Source organism: Flavihumibacter solisilvae, from assembly GCF_000814475.1.
Lineage (GTDB): Bacteria > Bacteroidota > Bacteroidia > Chitinophagales > Chitinophagaceae > Flavihumibacter > Flavihumibacter solisilvae.
This window is the reverse complement of sequence record NZ_JSVC01000005.1, coordinates 87,536-106,274: the sequence shown is the minus strand read 5'-3', so window position 1 is coordinate 106,274 and position 18,739 is coordinate 87,536. Positions and strand designations below refer to the sequence as shown.

Annotated in this window: 17 protein-coding genes and 1 tRNA gene; 9 read left to right on the top strand and 9 right to left on the bottom strand. The window is 46.8% G+C overall.

Annotation, left to right across the window (positions count from 1 at the left end; all coding sequences use genetic code 11):
• Nucleotides 1-15: 15 nt before the first annotated feature.
• A complete protein-coding gene (locus OI18_RS04790) occupies nucleotides 16-1,188 on the bottom strand; it encodes a phospholipase D-like domain-containing protein (protein ID WP_039137665.1) in 1,173 nt (390 codons plus the stop codon).
• Between the two features lie 84 nt (nucleotides 1,189-1,272).
• Here OI18_RS04790 and OI18_RS04785 point away from each other — a divergent pair, with 84 nt between their 5' ends.
• A complete protein-coding gene (locus OI18_RS04785) occupies nucleotides 1,273-1,521 on the top strand; it encodes a YtxH domain-containing protein (protein ID WP_039137663.1) in 249 nt (82 codons plus the stop codon).
• 35 nt (nucleotides 1,522-1,556) lie between these two features.
• On the opposite strand, the gene OI18_RS04780 is transcribed toward OI18_RS04785, so the two are convergent.
• From OI18_RS04780 to OI18_RS04760, 5 genes are read right to left on the bottom strand one after another with little or no spacing between them, the layout of a single operon-like run.
• A complete protein-coding gene (locus tag OI18_RS04780; protein ID WP_039137661.1) occupies nucleotides 1,557-2,588 on the bottom strand; it encodes a metal-dependent hydrolase in 1,032 nt (343 codons plus the stop codon).
• Nucleotides 2,589-2,614: 26 nt separating this feature from the next.
• Nucleotides 2,615-4,024, bottom strand: coding sequence for a serine hydrolase (locus tag OI18_RS04775; protein WP_039137660.1), 1,410 nt, complete (start codon nucleotides 4,022-4,024; stop codon nucleotides 2,615-2,617).
• Between the two features lie 48 nt (nucleotides 4,025-4,072).
• Nucleotides 4,073-5,002 carry an alpha/beta hydrolase family protein gene (locus OI18_RS04770; RefSeq protein WP_039137658.1) on the bottom strand — a complete coding sequence of 310 codons (930 nt, stop codon included), beginning with the start codon at nucleotides 5,000-5,002 and terminating at the stop codon, nucleotides 4,073-4,075.
• 9 nt (nucleotides 5,003-5,011) lie between these two features.
• The gene (locus OI18_RS04765; protein ID WP_039137656.1) at nucleotides 5,012-5,551 is read right to left on the bottom strand and encodes a hypothetical protein; all 540 of its coding nucleotides are present in this window, start codon (nucleotides 5,549-5,551) and stop codon (nucleotides 5,012-5,014) included.
• Nucleotides 5,552-5,610: 59 nt separating this feature from the next.
• Nucleotides 5,611-6,201, bottom strand: coding sequence for a TetR/AcrR family transcriptional regulator (locus OI18_RS04760; RefSeq protein WP_039137655.1), 591 nt, complete (start codon nucleotides 6,199-6,201; stop codon nucleotides 5,611-5,613).
• 66 nt (nucleotides 6,202-6,267) lie between these two features.
• Between OI18_RS04760 and OI18_RS04755 the strand changes: the two genes are divergently transcribed.
• The 8 genes from OI18_RS04755 to OI18_RS04720 all read left to right on the top strand — a co-directional run bounded on the left by OI18_RS04755 (nucleotide 6,268) and on the right by OI18_RS04720 (nucleotide 16,523).
• Nucleotides 6,268-6,768: a hypothetical protein gene (locus tag OI18_RS04755; RefSeq protein ID WP_039137654.1), complete on the top strand. Its 501-nt coding sequence runs from the start codon at nucleotides 6,268-6,270 to the stop codon at nucleotides 6,766-6,768.
• A gap of 41 nt (nucleotides 6,769-6,809) precedes the next feature.
• Complete coding sequence (locus tag OI18_RS04750; protein ID WP_039137653.1) at nucleotides 6,810-7,721, top strand: alpha/beta fold hydrolase; 912 nt, start codon at nucleotides 6,810-6,812, stop codon at nucleotides 7,719-7,721.
• An 18-nt stretch (nucleotides 7,722-7,739) separates the two neighbouring features.
• Complete coding sequence (locus OI18_RS04745) at nucleotides 7,740-9,017, top strand: NfeD family protein (protein WP_039137651.1); 1,278 nt, start codon at nucleotides 7,740-7,742, stop codon at nucleotides 9,015-9,017.
• 10 nt (nucleotides 9,018-9,027) lie between these two features.
• Entirely contained in the window at nucleotides 9,028-9,810 is a 783-nt protein-coding gene (locus OI18_RS04740) for a slipin family protein (RefSeq protein ID WP_039137649.1), read from the top strand.
• A gap of 107 nt (nucleotides 9,811-9,917) precedes the next feature.
• Complete coding sequence (locus OI18_RS04735; RefSeq protein ID WP_039137647.1) at nucleotides 9,918-11,696, top strand: CHASE3 domain-containing protein; 1,779 nt, start codon at nucleotides 9,918-9,920, stop codon at nucleotides 11,694-11,696.
• Between the two features lie 36 nt (nucleotides 11,697-11,732).
• Entirely contained in the window at nucleotides 11,733-13,664 is a 1,932-nt protein-coding gene (locus OI18_RS04730) for an adenylate/guanylate cyclase domain-containing protein (protein WP_039137645.1), read from the top strand.
• Between the two features lie 27 nt (nucleotides 13,665-13,691).
• Entirely contained in the window at nucleotides 13,692-14,135 is a 444-nt protein-coding gene (locus OI18_RS04725; RefSeq protein WP_039137643.1) for a DMT family transporter, read from the top strand.
• 24 nt (nucleotides 14,136-14,159) lie between these two features.
• On the top strand, nucleotides 14,160-16,523 hold the full coding sequence (locus OI18_RS04720; protein WP_052272874.1) for a glycoside hydrolase family 95 protein: 2,364 nt from the start codon (nucleotides 14,160-14,162) through the stop codon (nucleotides 16,521-16,523).
• Here OI18_RS04720 and OI18_RS04715 read toward each other — a convergent pair.
• From OI18_RS04715 to OI18_RS04705, 3 genes are all read right to left on the bottom strand, one after another.
• A complete protein-coding gene (locus OI18_RS04715) occupies nucleotides 16,510-17,196 on the bottom strand; it encodes a 3-keto-disaccharide hydrolase (protein WP_039137642.1) in 687 nt (228 codons plus the stop codon). The genes OI18_RS04720 and OI18_RS04715 overlap by 14 nt on opposite strands.
• Before the next feature lie 64 nt (nucleotides 17,197-17,260).
• Nucleotides 17,261-17,334, bottom strand: a tRNA-Ala gene (locus tag OI18_RS04710).
• A gap of 79 nt (nucleotides 17,335-17,413) precedes the next feature.
• Nucleotides 17,414-18,739, bottom strand: a complete 1,326-nt coding sequence (locus OI18_RS04705; protein ID WP_039137641.1) for a citrate (Si)-synthase, eukaryotic — start codon at nucleotides 18,737-18,739, stop codon at nucleotides 17,414-17,416.

The window sequence follows — 18,739 nt, the reverse complement described above, 5'->3', positions numbered from 1 at the left end:
TTATTTGATGGATGATTATTTACGGTCCTGCTTGAAATAGAAAGTGAACAGGTAAAAGGCGAATCGGATAAGATCATATGAGATGCGTTGCCAGAACCTGACATACCAGGGATAATGTTTTACAAGATCGTCTTCCGTGATCCTGACACAGTCTTGCCGGATAATTTCTTCCAGCTGCTCCCGGACAGACGCGGCAAACTCTTCATCCAGCACTTCAAGGTTTAGTTCAATACTTGCATATGCACTCAGGAAATTCAGGTTATAAGACCCAGTGGTGGCCCATTGCCCATCAGCGCAGCTGATCTTGCCATGAAGGACCTTAGGCTGGTATTCATAAAGCCGCATTTTCTTCCTGATCATCCAGCGGTAAAGGTACCTTTCGGCATGTTTGGCCATATGGATGTCTGACTTGCCTGCTGTAATAACGGTTATCCTCACTCCTCTTGCTGCCGCTGCAGCTATGCTCCGGCGCATGATCCGACCGGGTAAAAAATAGCTCGACATCATATAGACATCCCTGGTTGCATGTGACAGCATTTTCAGGTAACTGGAGGAGATTTCAATCCGCCTGCGAACCCAATCTTCACGCCTTACTCCTACCAGGCATTTATCGGGAATATTAGCGGCGGAAAGTTTGAGGTTAAAGCGTTCACTCTTCTTCTTTCCCCATCCTGACTTATTCCACAGGTCCTGGCAGATGAAGAACAACTTTCCTGCTGCCTGCCCTTCAGTAAGGATCGCCCAATCAAGCCAGGCCGGCTGATCCGACAGGTCATTGTAACGATTACTGAGGTTAATGCCACCAACAAGCGCGCGGGAGCCGTCTGCAACTGCAACCTTATGGTGAAGCCTGCGGCCGAAATAAAAATGTTTGGAACGGAGGAGCGGTTCGAACCAGCGAAACTTTACGCCGGAAGCTTTTAACTCAGATAACTGTTTTGTCACCCCCTGCGAAGCATATCCATCGGCCAGTACAAACACAGCTACTCCCCTGGCTGCCGCAGCCATCAACTCGCCAAGGATTTCACGGCCGGTTTCATCGCCGTCGATAATATAGATCTGGAGGTGGAATGACTGCCTGGCACTCCTGATCAATTCGGTAAGATGACTGAAATATTCTTTTCCTCCGCGAATGAGTTGCACCCGGTTGTGTATGGTATATCCCACCTGAGGAAAAGACTTCTCCATAAAAGTAATTTAGATTAAATCTTGGTATTGTATTTGGTAACTTTAAGAGAGTAACTGAATTCCTTAAATAAAAAACCATTCGTTATGACAAACGCAAATAAAATCATGACTGCACTGGCGGCAGGGGTGGCTATCGGTGGTGTACTGGGAATATTATTCGCTCCCGACAAGGGCGAAAATACCCGCAAAAAAATAGCGGATAACAGCAAAAAGCTCACTGATACCATCCGGGATAAAGTAAATGAAGGGAAGAATAAACTATCCGGCATCCGCAATAATGTTCGCGAACGGGTGGACTCCATCAGGGGTACCATGGATGAATATGCAACCTGAGCCAACAAACTTTTCATTTATAACCAAGCCTTTCGTTACAACCTGCGAAGGGCTTTTTTTCGCCCTGCCATCCTGCGTAATAAAGCTATTGCTACATCTTTGTCCCACTTGGCAAACCGGCCTCTTTGCACAACAAGCATGTTCTCACCGGGGTGTTGCAGGAAATAATGGAATACAAACCGCTCTTCGGGACTTTGCCAACCAATGATCTGACCAAACCTGAGATCATTGAACACGATACTATCTCCCCATCTTTCAACTGTATAGAACCCTTGTGCAAATCGTATCAGCTGATGAACATCCTCATGCTCAGAAATGGGTCGGAGAAGACTGTCATTGCGCGGGAAATACTGAAAATCCATAGTAGTATCCTTATCAAACACTGACCGGTACCCGACATAGTATCCGCTATCATTACCTGTTACCACATACCACAGCAGGTTGTTAAGCGGCGTTGGAGTAATGAAGTAATTGTTCATAGGAATCTTCTGCGCTTTCACAATCTTCTTCACTTCGTTATTTATAACCAGTTTATTGAAGACAGAAAGCAGCAGGTACATTGCCGGCGGTATAAGTCCGAACCTGATCCAGAAGCTTCTTTTTCTGTGTGAGTTGGGAATGATCGCCAACACGACAGTGGCAATAGCCGGCCAGATACTGAACAGGGGATCTGCTACATATACTGCATTGAACGAAAAGCGCGCATGACTAAAGGGTTCAAACCATCCTGTTCCATAATTATTAAACCCATCAAGAAAAATATGTACGAGCATTTCTGCAGCGAAGAACAAGAGAAAACGCCGGAACATAATCTCATGCGGCCGGTGGATCCTGTCGGCTGCAAAAGCCAGGGCGGGTGTGGCCATGAAAATAAATAAAAAGGAATGCGTGAACCCGCGATGTGCAAGAAGTTCTTCAGCGACTGGCATCCAGAATCCGGCTATGAAATCAATATCGGGGAGACTCTGTGCAAGCGCCCCCCAGATCATTGCCTTCTTCCCGATCTGTTTCCCAAAAAAAACTTCACCAATACATGCCCCTAATGCTATGTGAGTTAACGAATCCATTTTCTGACAACAGAATTTTCATGCAATTAAGGATTTATTTGGTGGAAAATCCTGTCTCCTATTTCATTTGCATCTCCATTCAGGCAATTGCTTAATACAACCACCGCCACACCTGTCGCCGGCTGAAACAACACCCTGCTGGTAAAACCGGCTGTACCCCCTGAGTGGAAGAAGTATTTTCCTTTTGCATTTTCTGCCCAGAACCAGCCAATGGCAAGGTTCATTTCCGTTTGCATTACCGGAGCATGGGAATATGCAATATCCCTGCCAGCGATGGAACTATCGGGCGTGGTTTGCATTCGCAAATATTTCAGGAGGTCTTCGATATTGCTGCGGGCTGCCCCGGCAGGTGTATATGCAGATACAGTAAAGTATCGTGCGGGTGTGGCATCCGCATGATACGGACGAACCTCACCGATTGGCTGTTCCTCATTGATGAAACTTCTCTTCATGCCGAGCGGAGTGAATATCAGCTCGCGATACAAAACAGATATCGGCTTGCCTGTTACTCTTTCACACATGTACCCCAGTAAAGAATACCCGAGATTGCTGTAACGGAATTTCGTACCAGGTGTTTCAAAAGGTTTCCAATCCTTCACGAATGCCAGCATATGACGGGCTTCATAGAATTTCATCTGGTTATCGACATCGTCTGAAACTTTTGCACCATAGTCCTTATCGTTCTGATGTGGAAGTCCCCCCGTATGTGCCACCAGGTGCCTGATCAGCAAAGGCGTATCGCTGGTACCCAAAAGAGGAATGGAATCAGGCAGGTATTTATTCACCTTGTCGTCCAGTGATACTTTACCGGTACGTAAAAGGTGGGCGAGTACTGTGCCGGTAAAGGTTTTGGTGACCGAACCGATTTCATAAACAGAATGTGCCGAAGGTAAAGGTCCTCCGTTAAGAAACGACTCACCGTAGTTATAATAAAAAGCCTTCCCATCCTTCCAGACACCAATGCTGATCGCCGGGGTATTTGAGCGTTGCAAAATGGATCTTACGATGGTGTCAACCAGTTTATCGCTGGTACTGGAAAGGGGGTTATCTGTTTGCCATTTATCCCGCTTCTTTAATTCAAAGAAGGGATCTTCATGCGTAAACAGCATTGAAGAGATCTTGTCGTTGTTGTATGAAAGGACAACAAATATTTTTCCTTTGGTGCCCTCAAACTGGTAAAGGGACTGATTGTTTTCTCCTTTGAGAAACTTCACCGAGTTGAAATTTCCGAATGCGTTCTGCAGTGAGGGAACTGCGTTTTTTACCGCATCGAGCGGGAATTGTGTTTTGAATGTGCTGTCGAAAAGACTGAAAAGCCCGGCAGGATCCGATTGGTTGACATAACGCGCGATGTTAGTGGCAACCTCCGGATGCTGCTGGGCGATTGAATGTAGTGCAGTACAAAAGAAAACTGCAATAAGGATAAGGTGGCGCATCTTTTTAGGCAAACTTAGCTGCTGCCAACTTTCCCGGCATTCACATATCTATGTGAAACGGATAGCCGGCTCGCCAACGTGGATAAGCGGTAACGTCTCTCCTGCATTCCTGTCGTCATGCTCGATCTCGCGGAGGATGAGAGGCCAGATTTTCCCGCCAGGTCCGCTCCGGAAAAACCCGGTGTGGGCGATCCTGTACACCCCGGCCTGCTCCGGCGATACCATGATCTTCTTCCGCGGAGAAGAGGGATAAAAAGACAGCAGGCGATCAATGTTGTCACTCGTTGCAATAAAGTCATCTGAAGAACCAAATGCTGTAATCGGAACATTGAAATGCGAGAAATCAAAGCGACCGGATTCCTGTCTCAAGGTTTCTGCAAAATGATCCGGATCGCAGCACCAGCGTGCCCACTGGCGTGCCGCCCCAGCGGGTATGTCCTGGCCAAGGCCATACCGGCTTATCGGTCCATAGCCCAGCAACGGAATTGAAAGCGGGAGGAATACCTTCCACAGGAAAAGACTGTACAGGTTAAAGGGAAACCTAAATGACTTCCAGTATCCCGTTGAGCTGTTAATGGCAATAACTTTTGTGATACAATCGTAGCGGTCCATTAGCGCCATAAACTGTCCACCAATGCTGTGACCGACCCAGTATATTGGTTGAGAAGAAAAGTATTCAACAGCGAAATTCAAAACACCGTTCATGTCGAGCAAGGCCCAGTCAAGCATACTGCATTTTACATTCCTGAGCTTCGAGTTCCTGGAATCTCCCATGCCGCGGTAGTCGTATATGATCACCCGGTAACTTTCACCGGCCATATACCGCGCGAATTTCAAATAGAACTTTTTTGTGAGCCCGGTTGCGGGGTGGACAAGAATTGTTCCTATCACCTGGTTGTTCACGGGCATGATGATGTCGGCTGCGAGTTGCAGACTATCCATGGCCGGGATCGTGATGCTCCTGATAGTTGTGTCCATGGCTGGTTTCTATTGGCAGTTATTCAATGTGCCAACCAGGGCAGGCAATTCTGTGTATGCCGTTTTTCCTGACTCCAGTTGCCCGAGAACAGCCTGGCAATCTTTGGCCATAGGCTTTATGATAGCGACATATTCTTTCTTTTTTAACCAGGTCAGGTCCGGTTCACCGGAAACAGAAATAAAATACTCACCCTTTCGGCCTTCACTTCCCTGCATCACGCTAGCTTCTGTTCCGTTGTAAGTGAGTTTACCATCATTATCGGTCACTTTCTGGTAAAGTGTATAGCGATTGCCTGTTGTCACTACTTCAAAAAAATCATTCTTGTAACTGATATAACGGTGCTGGTCGATCGAGCACTCTTTTACCTGCGAGGCACTCAGTTGCTGCTTTTTGCTGGATGCATCCACATATGTGAGCATGCCGGTCCTGTTGATGTCATTTCTGAAACTACCCTGCAATGTCGTTCCGTTGAAAAGAATGGCTGCGTTTTGAGCCTGGGCGCAATGGACAGTAATAATCAGTCCCACCCCTGCAAGAATCTTTTTCATGTAAGGTTATTTTTTGTCAAATAATTGAGACCAACCGGTCTCTAACAGGTTAAAAAAAATCAGCTTCTAAGGTTCTGGATGCGCTGGCGGAGACTTTCGATTACCGGTGTGGTGTAGCTCATGTCCTTATGCAATTTTGCCAGCAGTATAGCGCCTTCAATGGATACCAGCATGATCCGGGCTTCCGCTTCAGGGTCAGTCGAGGGTTTGAAAATCCCTTTTTCTTTTCCATCGCGGTAAACGGATGCGACGGATTGCTCCCAATCCTTTGCTGCTTTCATGACTTCTTCACGGAGGGGTAGGTTTGTATCGTCCACTTCTGTTGCCGTGTTCAGGATCGGACAACCACCTTCCACTGGCGGATGGGCAAGAAAGTGGCAAAAAGTATCCAGGAACTGGTACAGTTTCTGGTCAGCAGGCTGGCCTTTAGTGAAAGTAGACAAGTAGGCTGCCTTAAGTTTTTGGTAAGAGTAGCGGAACGCGATGGCGGCAAGCATTTCCTTTGACTCGAAATGCCGGTAGATGCCACCCTTTTTCAAACCGGTCTCTTCCATGATGTCGTTGATAGATGTGCCTGCATAACCTTTTGTATTGAACAGGACCGATGCCTTTTCTACAATATGTTGTATGGTTGCTTCAGCATTACGCATGAGACCGATTGGTCTCTAAAGGTATATAAAAAAAATTAATAGGAAAAATTTTTATCCGCTAGTATATTGTTACCAGTTAAGGAAAACAAACCCCTCCTTCCGGCCATCCTGGCTGCCGGTCTATTAACCGGTATACTGGATGGGTTCGCAGCCGTAGTACAATACCTGATAAATACAGGCAGGAACCCGGTGATGGTTTTCCGGTTTATTGCCAGTGGAATCTTTGGCAAACCCGCTTTTGATCCGGAGGCGACATTCATGCCGGTATGGGGCTTATTCTTTCATCTCGCGATAGCAACGATATTTACGGCGATCTTTTTCTTCTTATATCCGAGGATTCCATTTTTTTCCCGGAATCGGATTACAGGCGGAGTAATATACGGACTGGTCATCTGGTTAATCATGAACAGGATTGTTCTGCCGCTCAGCAACACCCCGTCTTTACCATTCAAACTGAAATCAGCTGTTACCGGTATACTCATCCTTATAGTAGCGGTTGGCATTCCGGTGTCCATTCTGGCAGCACGATATTATGAAAGGCCGGGGTTCAGAACTGAAGAGCAATAGCCGGATGAATTAACCGGAGTATTTACTTTAAATCAATTAGCATGAATTTTTTTGCGATGATCACAGTAGCTGCAATGTTGCTGAATGTCGCCTGCAACAACCCGGAAAAAAAACGTAAAGCAATTGCATACCCGGACAAAATTTATTCAACAGACAGCCTGAACATCCATTACACTATAGATGGAGCCGGCGATACGACATTGTTTTTCATACATGGCTGGGCGATCAATCACTCGTACTGGTCGAACCAGGTTTCGGGTTTTTCAGCGAGGTATAAAGTGGTGACTGTTGATCTTCCGGGTTTCGGCGCTTCGGAACCTGGGCGGAAGGAATATACAATTGAGAAATACGCCGACGATATCGCCGCGGTGATTGATCAGCTTAACCTGGAAAACGTAATTCTGATCGGGCATTCCATGAGTGGCGACATCGTAATAGAAGCACTTCGAAAACATCCGCAACATATTAGCGGATTGGTAGGTATCGATAATTTCCAGGATGTCGGAAGAATAATTACATTGAAAGACCAGCAGGAGATACAAAACTTCATGGACGCGCTAAAAAAGAGCTATCAGCAAACAGCAGGAACTTATGCTGACCAGACGTTGTTTCACAAGGATACAGATACGGCTATCCGAAAAAAGGTGATCAATGACATTAAAATGGCTGATTCCACTGTTGCTATCTCTGCCCTCGAAGGATTGTTGAAATACCAGCAGCAGGAAAGAACAGTACTTCAGCAATTAACCCTTCCGCTATTGCTGGTAAATAGTGATGCGAACCCCGTTGACACGATGGCTCTTGCAAAATTTTGCAGATCCGGCTTCCAGGTTTTTTATGTGCCTTCTACCCGGCATTACCCCATGATAGAAAAACCGGAAGAATTTAACCGGGCTTTGCAAAATGCGATCAACAGTATTCCGCATAGAAATGAAACAACAAAAAATCGGTAAATTACGTCAGGGGATCATATGATACGATTCATTTTAATAACCCTGATAGCGCTTGCTTCCTATCAGCTCCAGGCCCAGAAAGTGCTGGCCATAAAAGTTGACGGCGCCATTAATCCGGTTGCGACCGATTATATCCAACGGGGCATTAAAAAGGCCACGGACGATAACGCATCCTGCCTCCTGATCCAATTGAATACACCGGGTGGTCTATTAAAATCTACAAGGGTCATTGTGCAGTCCATACTTGAGTCTCCTGTTCCTGTCATCGTATATATTTCACCGGGGGGCGCGCATGCCGGTTCGGCAGGTGTTTTCATTACGATGGGCGCGCATATCGCAGCGATGGCCCCGGGTACCAACATTGGCGCTGCCCATCCTGTAACACTGCAGGGTGCGCAGGATTCTGTTATGTCAGCCAAAGCAACCAACGATGCAGCCGCCTTCATCAGGAGCATTGCCAACCAGCGCAACCGTAACCTTGAATGGGCGGAACAGGCTGTCCGGGAAAGCCAGTCCATCACGGAAAAAGAAGCGTTGGAAAAAAATGTTATCGATGTTGTGGCTACTGACGTACGCGAATTGCTTGCAATGATCGACGGAAAAGTGGTTCAGACCAGTTCAGGCAAGCACACGCTCCATACGACGAAGAGTTCCGTTGAATATCTTGAAATGGGATTTGTTGACAAGCTCCTCGACCTTTTAAGTGACCCTAACATCGCTTATATCATGCTGCTGATCGGTTTTTATGGAATACTTTTCGAACTCTATAATCCGGGCGCAATCTTTCCGGGAGTTGCCGGAGGGATCTGTCTCATCCTTGCTTTTTACACCCTGCATACGTTACCGATAAACTATGCCGGCCTGGCACTTATCATTTTTGCAGTTATTCTTTATTTGCTGGAAATTAAAATTGTCAGTCATGGTATCCTGGCAATTGGAGGAACAGTGGCGTTACTAATGGGCTCCATGATGTTGTTGCGGAATGACTCGCCGCTGGAATACGTCAGGATCTCACTGAAAGTGATTATACCATCCATTGTCATAACCGCTTTGTTCTTCCTGTTTGTAGTGGGCGCCGGACTCAGGGCCCAGAGAAGCAAGCCGGTTACGGGGCCCGAGGGACTGATTGGTGAAACAGGAGAATCGCTTGAGGAACTGAACCCGTCAGGAATGGTGAGAGTCCATGGGGAGATCTGGCAGGCAGAATCAGTTTCCGGGAGTATCGGAGGCAGTGTACGCATACGGGTAACTGGTATAAAGGATCTCAGATTGTTTGTAGAACCACTCCACATATAAATACATAACCATGCAGCCCGCATCGATCGTATTGTTACTGGTAATTTTCTTTACCATCATCATTCTTGCGAATGCCATAAGAATCCTGCGCGAATATGAACGCGGTGTCGTATTCCGGCTTGGACGGCTGGCACCAAATTCAGGCGTAAGAGGACCGGGACTGATACTGCTTATCCCGATCATAGACAAAATGGTCAGGGTCAGTCTCAGAACAGTTGTACTGGACGTTCCACCGCAGGATATCATTACACAGGATAACGTTTCCATTAAAGTTAATGCCGTGGTCTATTTCCGGGTGATTCATCCGCAAAAGGCAATTGTGGAAGTTGAAAATTACCTGTTTGCCACGTCACAGATTTCACAAACCACACTGAGAAGCGTGCTGGGTCAATCTGAACTCGATGACCTGTTGTCGCAACGGGAAAAGATCAATCATAAACTTCAGCAGATCATCGACGCCAACACTGAGCCATGGGGAATAAAAGTCTCAAATGTGGAAGTAAAGCAGATCGACCTGCCGCAGGAAATGCAGCGGGCGATGGCAAAACAGGCGGAAGCAGAACGTGAACGGCGTTCGAAAGTCATTGCAGCCGAAGGAGAATTCCAGGCATCACAACGATTGGCTGATGCAGCGAAAGTTTTGAGCATGGAGCCGAGTGCATTGACCTTACGTTACCTTCAGACACTTCGTGAAATAGCTACCGAGAACAATTCAACCACCATCTTCCCGGTTCCCATCGACCTGGTTAAACCGTTCATGGATGCTGCAGATGCTGCGAGGAAAAGTAAGTAAGTAAGACCCACAAATTAAAATTCATGACACCGCAATAAAATAGTTCGTTTACCGATATTGGATATTTATCCCTATTTCGTATATTTTACGTCTAATCCATACCTGTTATGATCAAACGAATTATGTTACAGGACAACATCATCAGGCATTGGTTAGGGCAGGTAGTACCGGGTATTACGGAATATGGTATCAAAAAACTTAACCACCCCAGGCTTACGAATGAACGTAAGTTCCTGGCACTATCCATCATTATAATCGCGGGGATTCTTTTCCTCGGCGCAAAAACTCTTGATAACAATTTCCTTCAGCAGGAAGCGGCACACCAGGTAGACCACACGCGCCAGGTAATGAATGATGCCGAGCAGATATCTGCCCTGATCAAGGACCTTGAACTTGGCGCGAGGGGATATGTAATTACCGGCGACCATACTTTTCTCCTTCCCTTTTATACCATCAGGCAAACTATTTTTTACCGCATTGCCAACCTGAAAGCCATTTCAAAAGACAACCACGAGCAACAAGCCAGGCTCGATACCTTGAAAAACCTGCTGCAGCAAAAACTGGCGTTCCTGGAAACCTGTATTCAAATGCGTAGAAAAGGTTCGAAAGTGGCGGAAAACTACATCAAAGAAAATGCAGATGTAAACCGGCTGGCATTCCTTGAAAATATCATTTCCGCCATTAAAGCTGAAGAGAACCGTACGCTCGCCACGAGAATTGAAGCGAACGAAAAAAGCATTTCCGCATTTACGACTATTTACCTGGTCTTTTTTACAGTATTACTGGCGCTGTCGACGGCCTTCTTTATGACGTTATGGAAAAACATGCGCACAACCATGATGGCAAAGATGTCGCTGGAAAATAACCGCCAGCTTCTGCAGTCGATAATTGACAATACTACATCCCTGATATACGTTAAAGACATGTATGGCAGGTACACGCTCGTGAACACAACTTTTGTAAAAACACTTGGACTTAGTCAGGAAGACATTATCGGTAAGACCGTTTTCGAATTCCTGGATTTTGATCGCGCTGCAGCGAATACAAAACTGGATGACCAGGTGCTCGGCGAAAGAAAACTGCTGGAAACGGAAGAAGATATGGTAATCAATGGGCAGTCGCACCACTACTACACCATCAAGTTCCCACTTGCCAACAGGAACGGTGAGGTATATGCACTGGTAGGCATCTCAACCGACATAACGGACCTCATAATAAGACAGGAGCTGCAACGCCAGCGGGAGATCGTAGAAAACACGATCGAAGCCCAGGAGAATGAACGTAAAGAGATTGGAATTGAACTACACGACAATATCAGTCAGCTGCTGGCGTCGGCAAAAATGATGCTCGATACTGCATTGCACACTACAGAGTCGAAAGACCCCCGGCTGGAAAAAGCCCGGAACGACATTTTCACTGCTATAAATGAAAGCCGCAAACTTTCACATGCCCTCGTTTCACCCTTCCTGAAAAATGAACCAATCACAGATGCCATAGAGCAATTGGTAAAAGACATCAACCTTGCCGGCCGGATGGAAGCACGAATGAAATGCTCAGGAAAGAAACAGTTGAATGCCCTGAGTGAGAAACTTAAGCTTACCCTTTTCCGAATCTGCCAGGAACAGCTCAATAACATCTTAAAATACTCAAGGGCATCGAACATATTGATTGACCTGAAGATAGTTTCAGGTCAGGTTTACCTGGAGATTTCTGATGACGGCATTGGCTTTGACCCACAGCTTAAGCCAAAAGGTATCGGGTTACGTAACATTGCAGGAAGAGTACAGTTCCATTCGGGAAATATGCAGATCAACTCCTCCCCTAACAATGGCTGCACGCTGAAGATAGAGATTCCCATGACTGCAGCCACTCATCCTGTAGTTTGAACAGGTTAGGCATTTCTTTGTTAATTTACAATTGAAATGCGACAACTGGCAGCAATATTATTCGCGGACATGACTGGCTACACCACACTTGTTCAGGAAAATGAACAACTGGCCCGCCAGAAAAGGAGACGCCTCAAAACTGTATTGGAATCATGCATAAATTCCCACAATGGAAAAATATTGCAGTACTACGGCGATGGTTCCCTCAGCATCTTCAATAGTGCAATAGACAGTGTGCGCTGCTCAATCAACATCCAGCAGCAACTCATGCAGGAGCCAAAAGTTGATCTTCGCATTGGCATCCATACCGGTGACATTATCATAGATGAGGACGCAGTATATGGCGATGGAGTTAACCTTGCCTCGCGTATCGAATCACTTGCAGTACCAGGAGGTATTCTTATTTCCGAGAAAGTATATGACGAGATCCGGAACCAGGAGAATATCATTGCAAGTGAGCTGGGATATTTCGAATTAAAGAACGTGCGATCTCCGGTCAGGATCTATGCCATTTCCAATAATGGCATTGTCGTTCCCACAAGGCAGGATCTTAAGGGGAAGACCAAACAGACAGGCAACAGGCTTGCTGTACTGCCTTTTGTCAACATGAGTGCAGACCCGGAAAATGAGTATTTCAGTGATGGTATAACTGAGGAGCTGCTCAATGCACTCACTCGGGTGGAAGGGTTGCAGGTGACATCCCGCACTTCAGCATTCGCCTTCAAAGGGACGAACCATGATATTCGCGACATTGCCATTCAGCTAAATGTTGACAAGGTGCTGGAAGGCAGTGTGAGAAAAGCGGGTAACCGAGTACGGATAACCGCCCAGCTGATAAATGCTGCAGATGGCTATCATATCTGGAGCGAAAACTATGACCGCAACCTGACGGATATTTTTGAAGTGCAGGATGAGATCAGTGCCCGCATCGCCAACAAAATGCGGGAAAACCTTTCGACACCGGTCAGGGAAGAACACCTGGTAAAAGTTCCGGTCAAGAATGTGACAGCGTACACCTACTATCTTAAGGGGCTTCACTTCTGGAACAAATTAACCCCGGCGGATACGCGAAAGGCAATTGAATATTTTGAACAGGCCATTGCACTCGAACCCGGATATGCCCACGCATATGCGATGATCGCAGCGGCCTACAGTTTTCTTGGTGCCACGGGACAAATGCTTCCCTCCACTGCTTTCGAAATAGTGCACAGGTTTGCCGACAAGGCACTCGAACTTGATGATTCTATCGCTGAAAGCCACATCGCAAAGGCAAGCGCCTACCTGTTTTATGAGTGGAACTGGCCAAAAGGCTATGAAGCCCTGCAGAAAGCGATGAGCCTTAATCGCGGAGCAATAGAGGCTTACGAACTGATGGGATTTTATTATGTGATAAAAGGACAAAAGGAGGAAGCGGTAAATATCCTCGAAGAAGCAGAAAGGATTGATCCGCTTTCCCCGATCGTGTTGCAAACGCTGGGTAATATGTACATGTTTGCTGGCAGGTACGACGACAGCATCAGGCAGGCAGAAAAGCTCCTGGAAATTGATCCGCAAATGCGAATTGCCATCGAAATAAAAGGATGGGGCACAGGGATGAAAGGCGACTGGCATGCTGCAAAAAAACTATTCCAGGAAGTACACAGGCTCACCGGCCATCCACTAAAAGGGTTGATGGGCCTGGCGTTCTCACATGGGCGGCTTGGCGAAAAAGAAGAAGCACTTGAATGTATCAGGAAAATGGAACAGCGCCAATTACAGGAACCTGATTCCGTTATAGATGCAGATATTGCGGCCGCCTGGTTCGGACTTGGTGATATGGACAAGACATTCGAATATCTTAACAGGTGCATAGACAAGCGGATGGGCCCAGTCAGCTATTTCCTGGAATACCCCGCTTACCAGGGCGTGAAGGAGGATCCGCGGTATGCACAACTGATGGAGCGTACACAGAGAACGATACCCACCTGAACAGACATTCATTAATATTAAACATACATGGGAAAAGGATTCTGGATGTTTTTAGCTCTTATTTCTGGGGCATTGCTACCTATTCAGGCGGGTCTGAATTCGAAACTGGGCAAAGCTACGGGCAGCCCGATCTACGCAGCTGCCTTCTCCTTTCTGACCGGCACAATCGCCCTGTTCCTCTATATAGTTGTAACCGGACAAACCATCAACTGGCAACAGTTGCGGAATGTCCATTTTGCCTATTGGCTGGGCGGACTACTCGGTGCATTTTATGTGTCAGCTACTATCTATGCATTTCCGAAGATCGGTCCGGCATTGACCTTTGGACTGGTAGTAGCCAGCCAGATGATCATCTCCGTTATCATGGATCACTACAATATTCTGGTAGCGCAACCGCATCCCATTAACATCTGGCGTATATTCGGAATCGTTATGATCATTGCAGGTGTTATCATAATCCGCAAATTCTGATTCCGTCATACTATTCTGATTATCATGAAATCAAGGCTCGCCGCATTTCTTACTATCGCCTTTTTGTTACCATTGGTGGTATATACGCAGGACAGTCTAACAGCAGATCAATTGAAGCTTTGGTATACGCATGCAGCAGGCACCTGGAATGAGGCACTTCCTGTCGGTAATGGAAGGCTGGGTGCAATGGTTTTTGGGCGTGTGGACAACGAACGCATCCAGTTGAATGAAGAAAGCCTGTGGGCTGGGAAAAATATCAACGTCAATAACCCGGAAGCGAAAGCACACATCCGTGAAATTCAACAGCTCGTACTTAACGGCCATAACCAAAAAGCATTTGACCTCGGTGAAAAATACCTTGTAAATACACCGCCCGGTTTCAGGTCCTATCAGTCATTGGGGGACTGCATCATTGATTTCGGTGAGCAGGGCGAGGCTCATGACTATCGAAATGAATTGGATCTGGAGACAGGCATAGTTACTACTACTTATTCAATCAATGGAGTTTTATTCAGTCGCCAGGTATTTGCCTCCGCACCCCGGAACTGTATAATTATCAGGATTACTGCAAGTAAGCCCAATGCGATCCATTGCAAGGTCAATCTTTCCCGCGAAAAAGATGCAACGGTTATATCTGCCGGAGATGATCAACTTACGATGACCGGACAAATCGTTGACGTGGATGATGTGATCAATGGTGCAGGTGGATTCAATATGAAGTTTTCAGCGCGGTTAACAGCCCGCCAGCAGGGTGGTAATATCAAATCATCAAACAATACATTACTGATTTCCGGTGCAAATGCGGTTACATTATTCATCACCGCCGCCACTGATTATAATTTTGCCACACTTGGCTTCGACAGGAATATCAAACCGGAAGCAGTGGCTGAAAAGATAATCGGGGAAGCAGTTTCATTTTCCGACAAGCAATTAATGCAGCAACATGAGACTGATCACAGACGGTTGTTCAGCCGTGTTCAGCTGGCACTTGGCGGTAAGGATTACAGCCACGAACCCACTGATGTCCGCCTCGAAGCAATCAAAAAAGGCCGCGAAGATCAGCAACTGGCAGCATTATATTTCCAGTATGGCCGTTACCTTTTAATGGCATCTTCGAGAAGTCCTGGTCTTCTCCCTGCAAACCTGCAGGGCGTGTGGAACGAGCATTATATTGCGCCCTGGAATTCGGACTACCACACAAACATCAACCTTCAGATGAATTACTGGCCGGCCGAGGTCTGCAATCTTTCCGAGACCACGCGCCCGCTTTTTGACTTCATCGACTATTACCGCGTTCCCGGCAGAGTTACTGCACAGTCACTTTATAGTGCTCCCGGCTGGACGATGCATCATGCGACAGATATATTCGGTAAAACCGGGATCAATGCTTCAATGCAATGGGGCACTTCACCACTTTCTGGCGCATGGTTATGCCTGCACCTGTGGGAACATTACCAGTTTACGCAGAACAAAGAATTCCTTAGGACAAAGGCATACCCAATCATGAAGGAAGCAGTTGAATTCATTCAACAGTTCCTTATAGAGGACAAGAATGGCTACCTGGTGACGGCACCATCAATGTCGCCCGAAAACGCGTTTGTGCTCCCGGATGGAGGCAGGACACAGATCACATACGCGCCAACCATCGATGTGCAAATGATTATGCAATTGTATAAAGCATGTATTGCAGCTGCACGCCAGGTCGGTAAGGAAGACAATTTCATAGCAGCAATGGAAAAAACCCTTGCGCGCCTGCCACCCCTGCAGGTAAGTAAGCGTTACGGGACTGTACAGGAATGGATCAATGATTATGAAGAAGCTGAGCCGGGACACAGGCACATCTCACATTTGTTCGGTTTATATCCGGGTGATCTCATCACACCGCAAACGCCTGAATTATTCCAGGCAGCATCAAAAACATTAACAAGGCGTCTTGGACATGGTGGTGGACATACAGGCTGGAGCCGCGCCTGGATCATAAACTTTTATGCAAGACTGCTGGACGGTGAGAAAGCATACGAAAACGTTGTAGCCCTGTTGCAGAAATCCACCCTGAAAAATCTCTTCGACAACCATCCGCCATTCCAGATAGATGGCAATTTCGGGGGAACTGCAGGCATTGCAGAAATGCTGCTGCAATCTCACAATGGTATCATTAATTTATTGCCAGCGTTGCCAAAAGCCTGGCATAATGGCGAAGTAAAAGGCCTGTGTGCGAGGGGTGGTCTGGAAATAGACATGCAATGGAAGGAAGGCAAACTGGTGAATGGGTTCCTGGCAGCAAAGACTTCCGGGTTAGTGACCATCAGGTATGGCGGCAGGGAAACAAAGCTTAAAACAGTTGCAGGCAAACGTTATAACCTGAAAGAAATAATTAAAGCCCTTTAAGCATAAGGTTCCTGAATTCCACTTCCGAACCTTCGGCCTGGAGGGCGATGTGGCCTTTAGAAGCAGTTGCATTGGATCCCTCATTTACCAGGTCCTCATTTATCCACACACGCACTTTATCCTCACGACACTCAATCCTGACTTTATTCCATTCTCCCAACGGCTTTTCGGAGTTGTCGGTAAGGTTCAGGATTCTTCGCTCCTTTCCTTCCACTGTACCCCAGGCATCTTTATGACCGCGGCGCTTTTCCATGTCAGGCACTTCGATATTTTCACCGATGCACCAAAAGTCGCCGGCGTTTTCGTGCATTAACTGCACTTCTATTGACTTCGGAAATATTTTGTATAAAATGCGGGGAGTTGATGCATGCACCAAAATGCCACAGTTGCCGGGTTCCCCTGCGAACCGGTATTCTGCCTCAAGGACATAATCTTTGAACACACTGTCAGTGATCAGGTGTCCGACGGGTGTACCGAGGCTAACAAGGTTCCCATCACGGACAATGAAGGGCTTCCTTGCTGCAGGCACAGTATCCCGTTCTGGCACATCCATGTGCCAGCCCGTTAAATCCTTTCCGTTGAAAAGGGAAACTGCGCTTTTCTGTCCAGTTGTCTGGCTGCAGGAAGCACACCATGATGCCAGTATTATTATGCAGGTTTTTACATTCAACATATGGGGAAATTACAATATTCGGGGGGAGGAAAAAGAAAAAGGTTCTGCAACTGCAGAACCTTCGTGGAGAATACCGGAGTCGAACCGGTGACCTTTTGCATGCCATGCAAACGCTCTAGCCAGCTGAGCTAATTCCCCTTTCCCTATTTGGGAGTGCAAAGATATTGAAAAGTGAAAAGTAAAAAGTAAAAATCTAAAAAAAAGGATCCGCTGCGATTTATTCGCCCCAGATTTCCTCTTCACCTTTGAGCCACTTCTTCACAATCTCGGTCGTAACCGATTTCGGCCTTTCGATCGGGAAACTAAGCGCACGATCCCAGATGAGGCTGGCCATTACGCCAAGCGCACGGCTGACACCAAACAGTACTGTGTAAAACTCATATTCCTTAAGTCCAAAATGCACGAGCAGCGCTCCACTGTGGGCATCCACATTCGGCCATGGATTTTTGATTTTACCGAGGCTTTGCAGGATTGGTGGCACGGTTTCATAAACATTCCAGACTGTTTGGCAAAGCTTATCATCCGGCATATGCTTTTTACCAAATTCCATCTGTGCGGTAAAACGGGGATCCGTCTTTCTTAATACCGCGTGCCCGTATCCGGGAACCACTTTCCCAGCCGATAAAGTATCCTGAACGTATTGAGCAATTTGTTCTTTTGTCGGAGACTCGGTACCCAGCTGGTCCTGCATTTCGTAGATCCATTTGATAACTTCCTGGTTAGCCAGCCCATGCAGTGGACCGGCAAGGCCGTTCATACCTGCAGCAAAACTCAGGTAGGGATCACTTAAAGCAGACCCTACGAGGTGGGTGGTATGAGCCGATACGTTTCCTCCTTCATGATCTGCATGTATGGTCATATACAATCTCATGAGTTCCTTGAAACACTCATCTTCATACCCAAGCATATGAGCGAAGTTCCCTGCCCAGTCAAGAAGCCCGTTTGGCTGAATATGTTCATTGTTCTTATACTTACGGCGATACACATATGCAGCAATCCTGGGAAGTCGTGCGATCAGGTCCATAGCATCATCGAAAGTATGTTCCCAGTAATCCTTTTTATTCATTCCCTTCGCATACTCTTTTGCGAAATTACTTTCAGTCTGAAGCGCCATAACACCAACCACGAACATGGTCATGGGATGGGTACTTAGCGGCAGCGCATCGATGGTATTGAAAACATGGGTAGGCACGTGTGAGCGGCGCTGCCATTTGGCAGTCATCTCGTTCACGTCCTCCTCAGTAGGTAAATCATCAAACAACATCAGGTGAAACAAACCTTCGGGAAGGGGCTCATTGCCGTTTTTACTTTTGGGAAGTTTTGACTGAAGTTCCGGAATAGTAAATCCTCTGAAACGAATTCCTTCATGTGAATCAAGCAGGGAAGTCTCGGAAACAAGGCCAGTTATTCCACGCATCCCCTGGTAGACCTGGGAAAGGACGACCTCTCCGATCACTTTCTGACCATTCTCTTTCAATAACTCCTTGATTTCGGCTCCCGCCGCATCTGCCTTTGCTTTGAATTTTTCTTTGTAAGCTCCCAT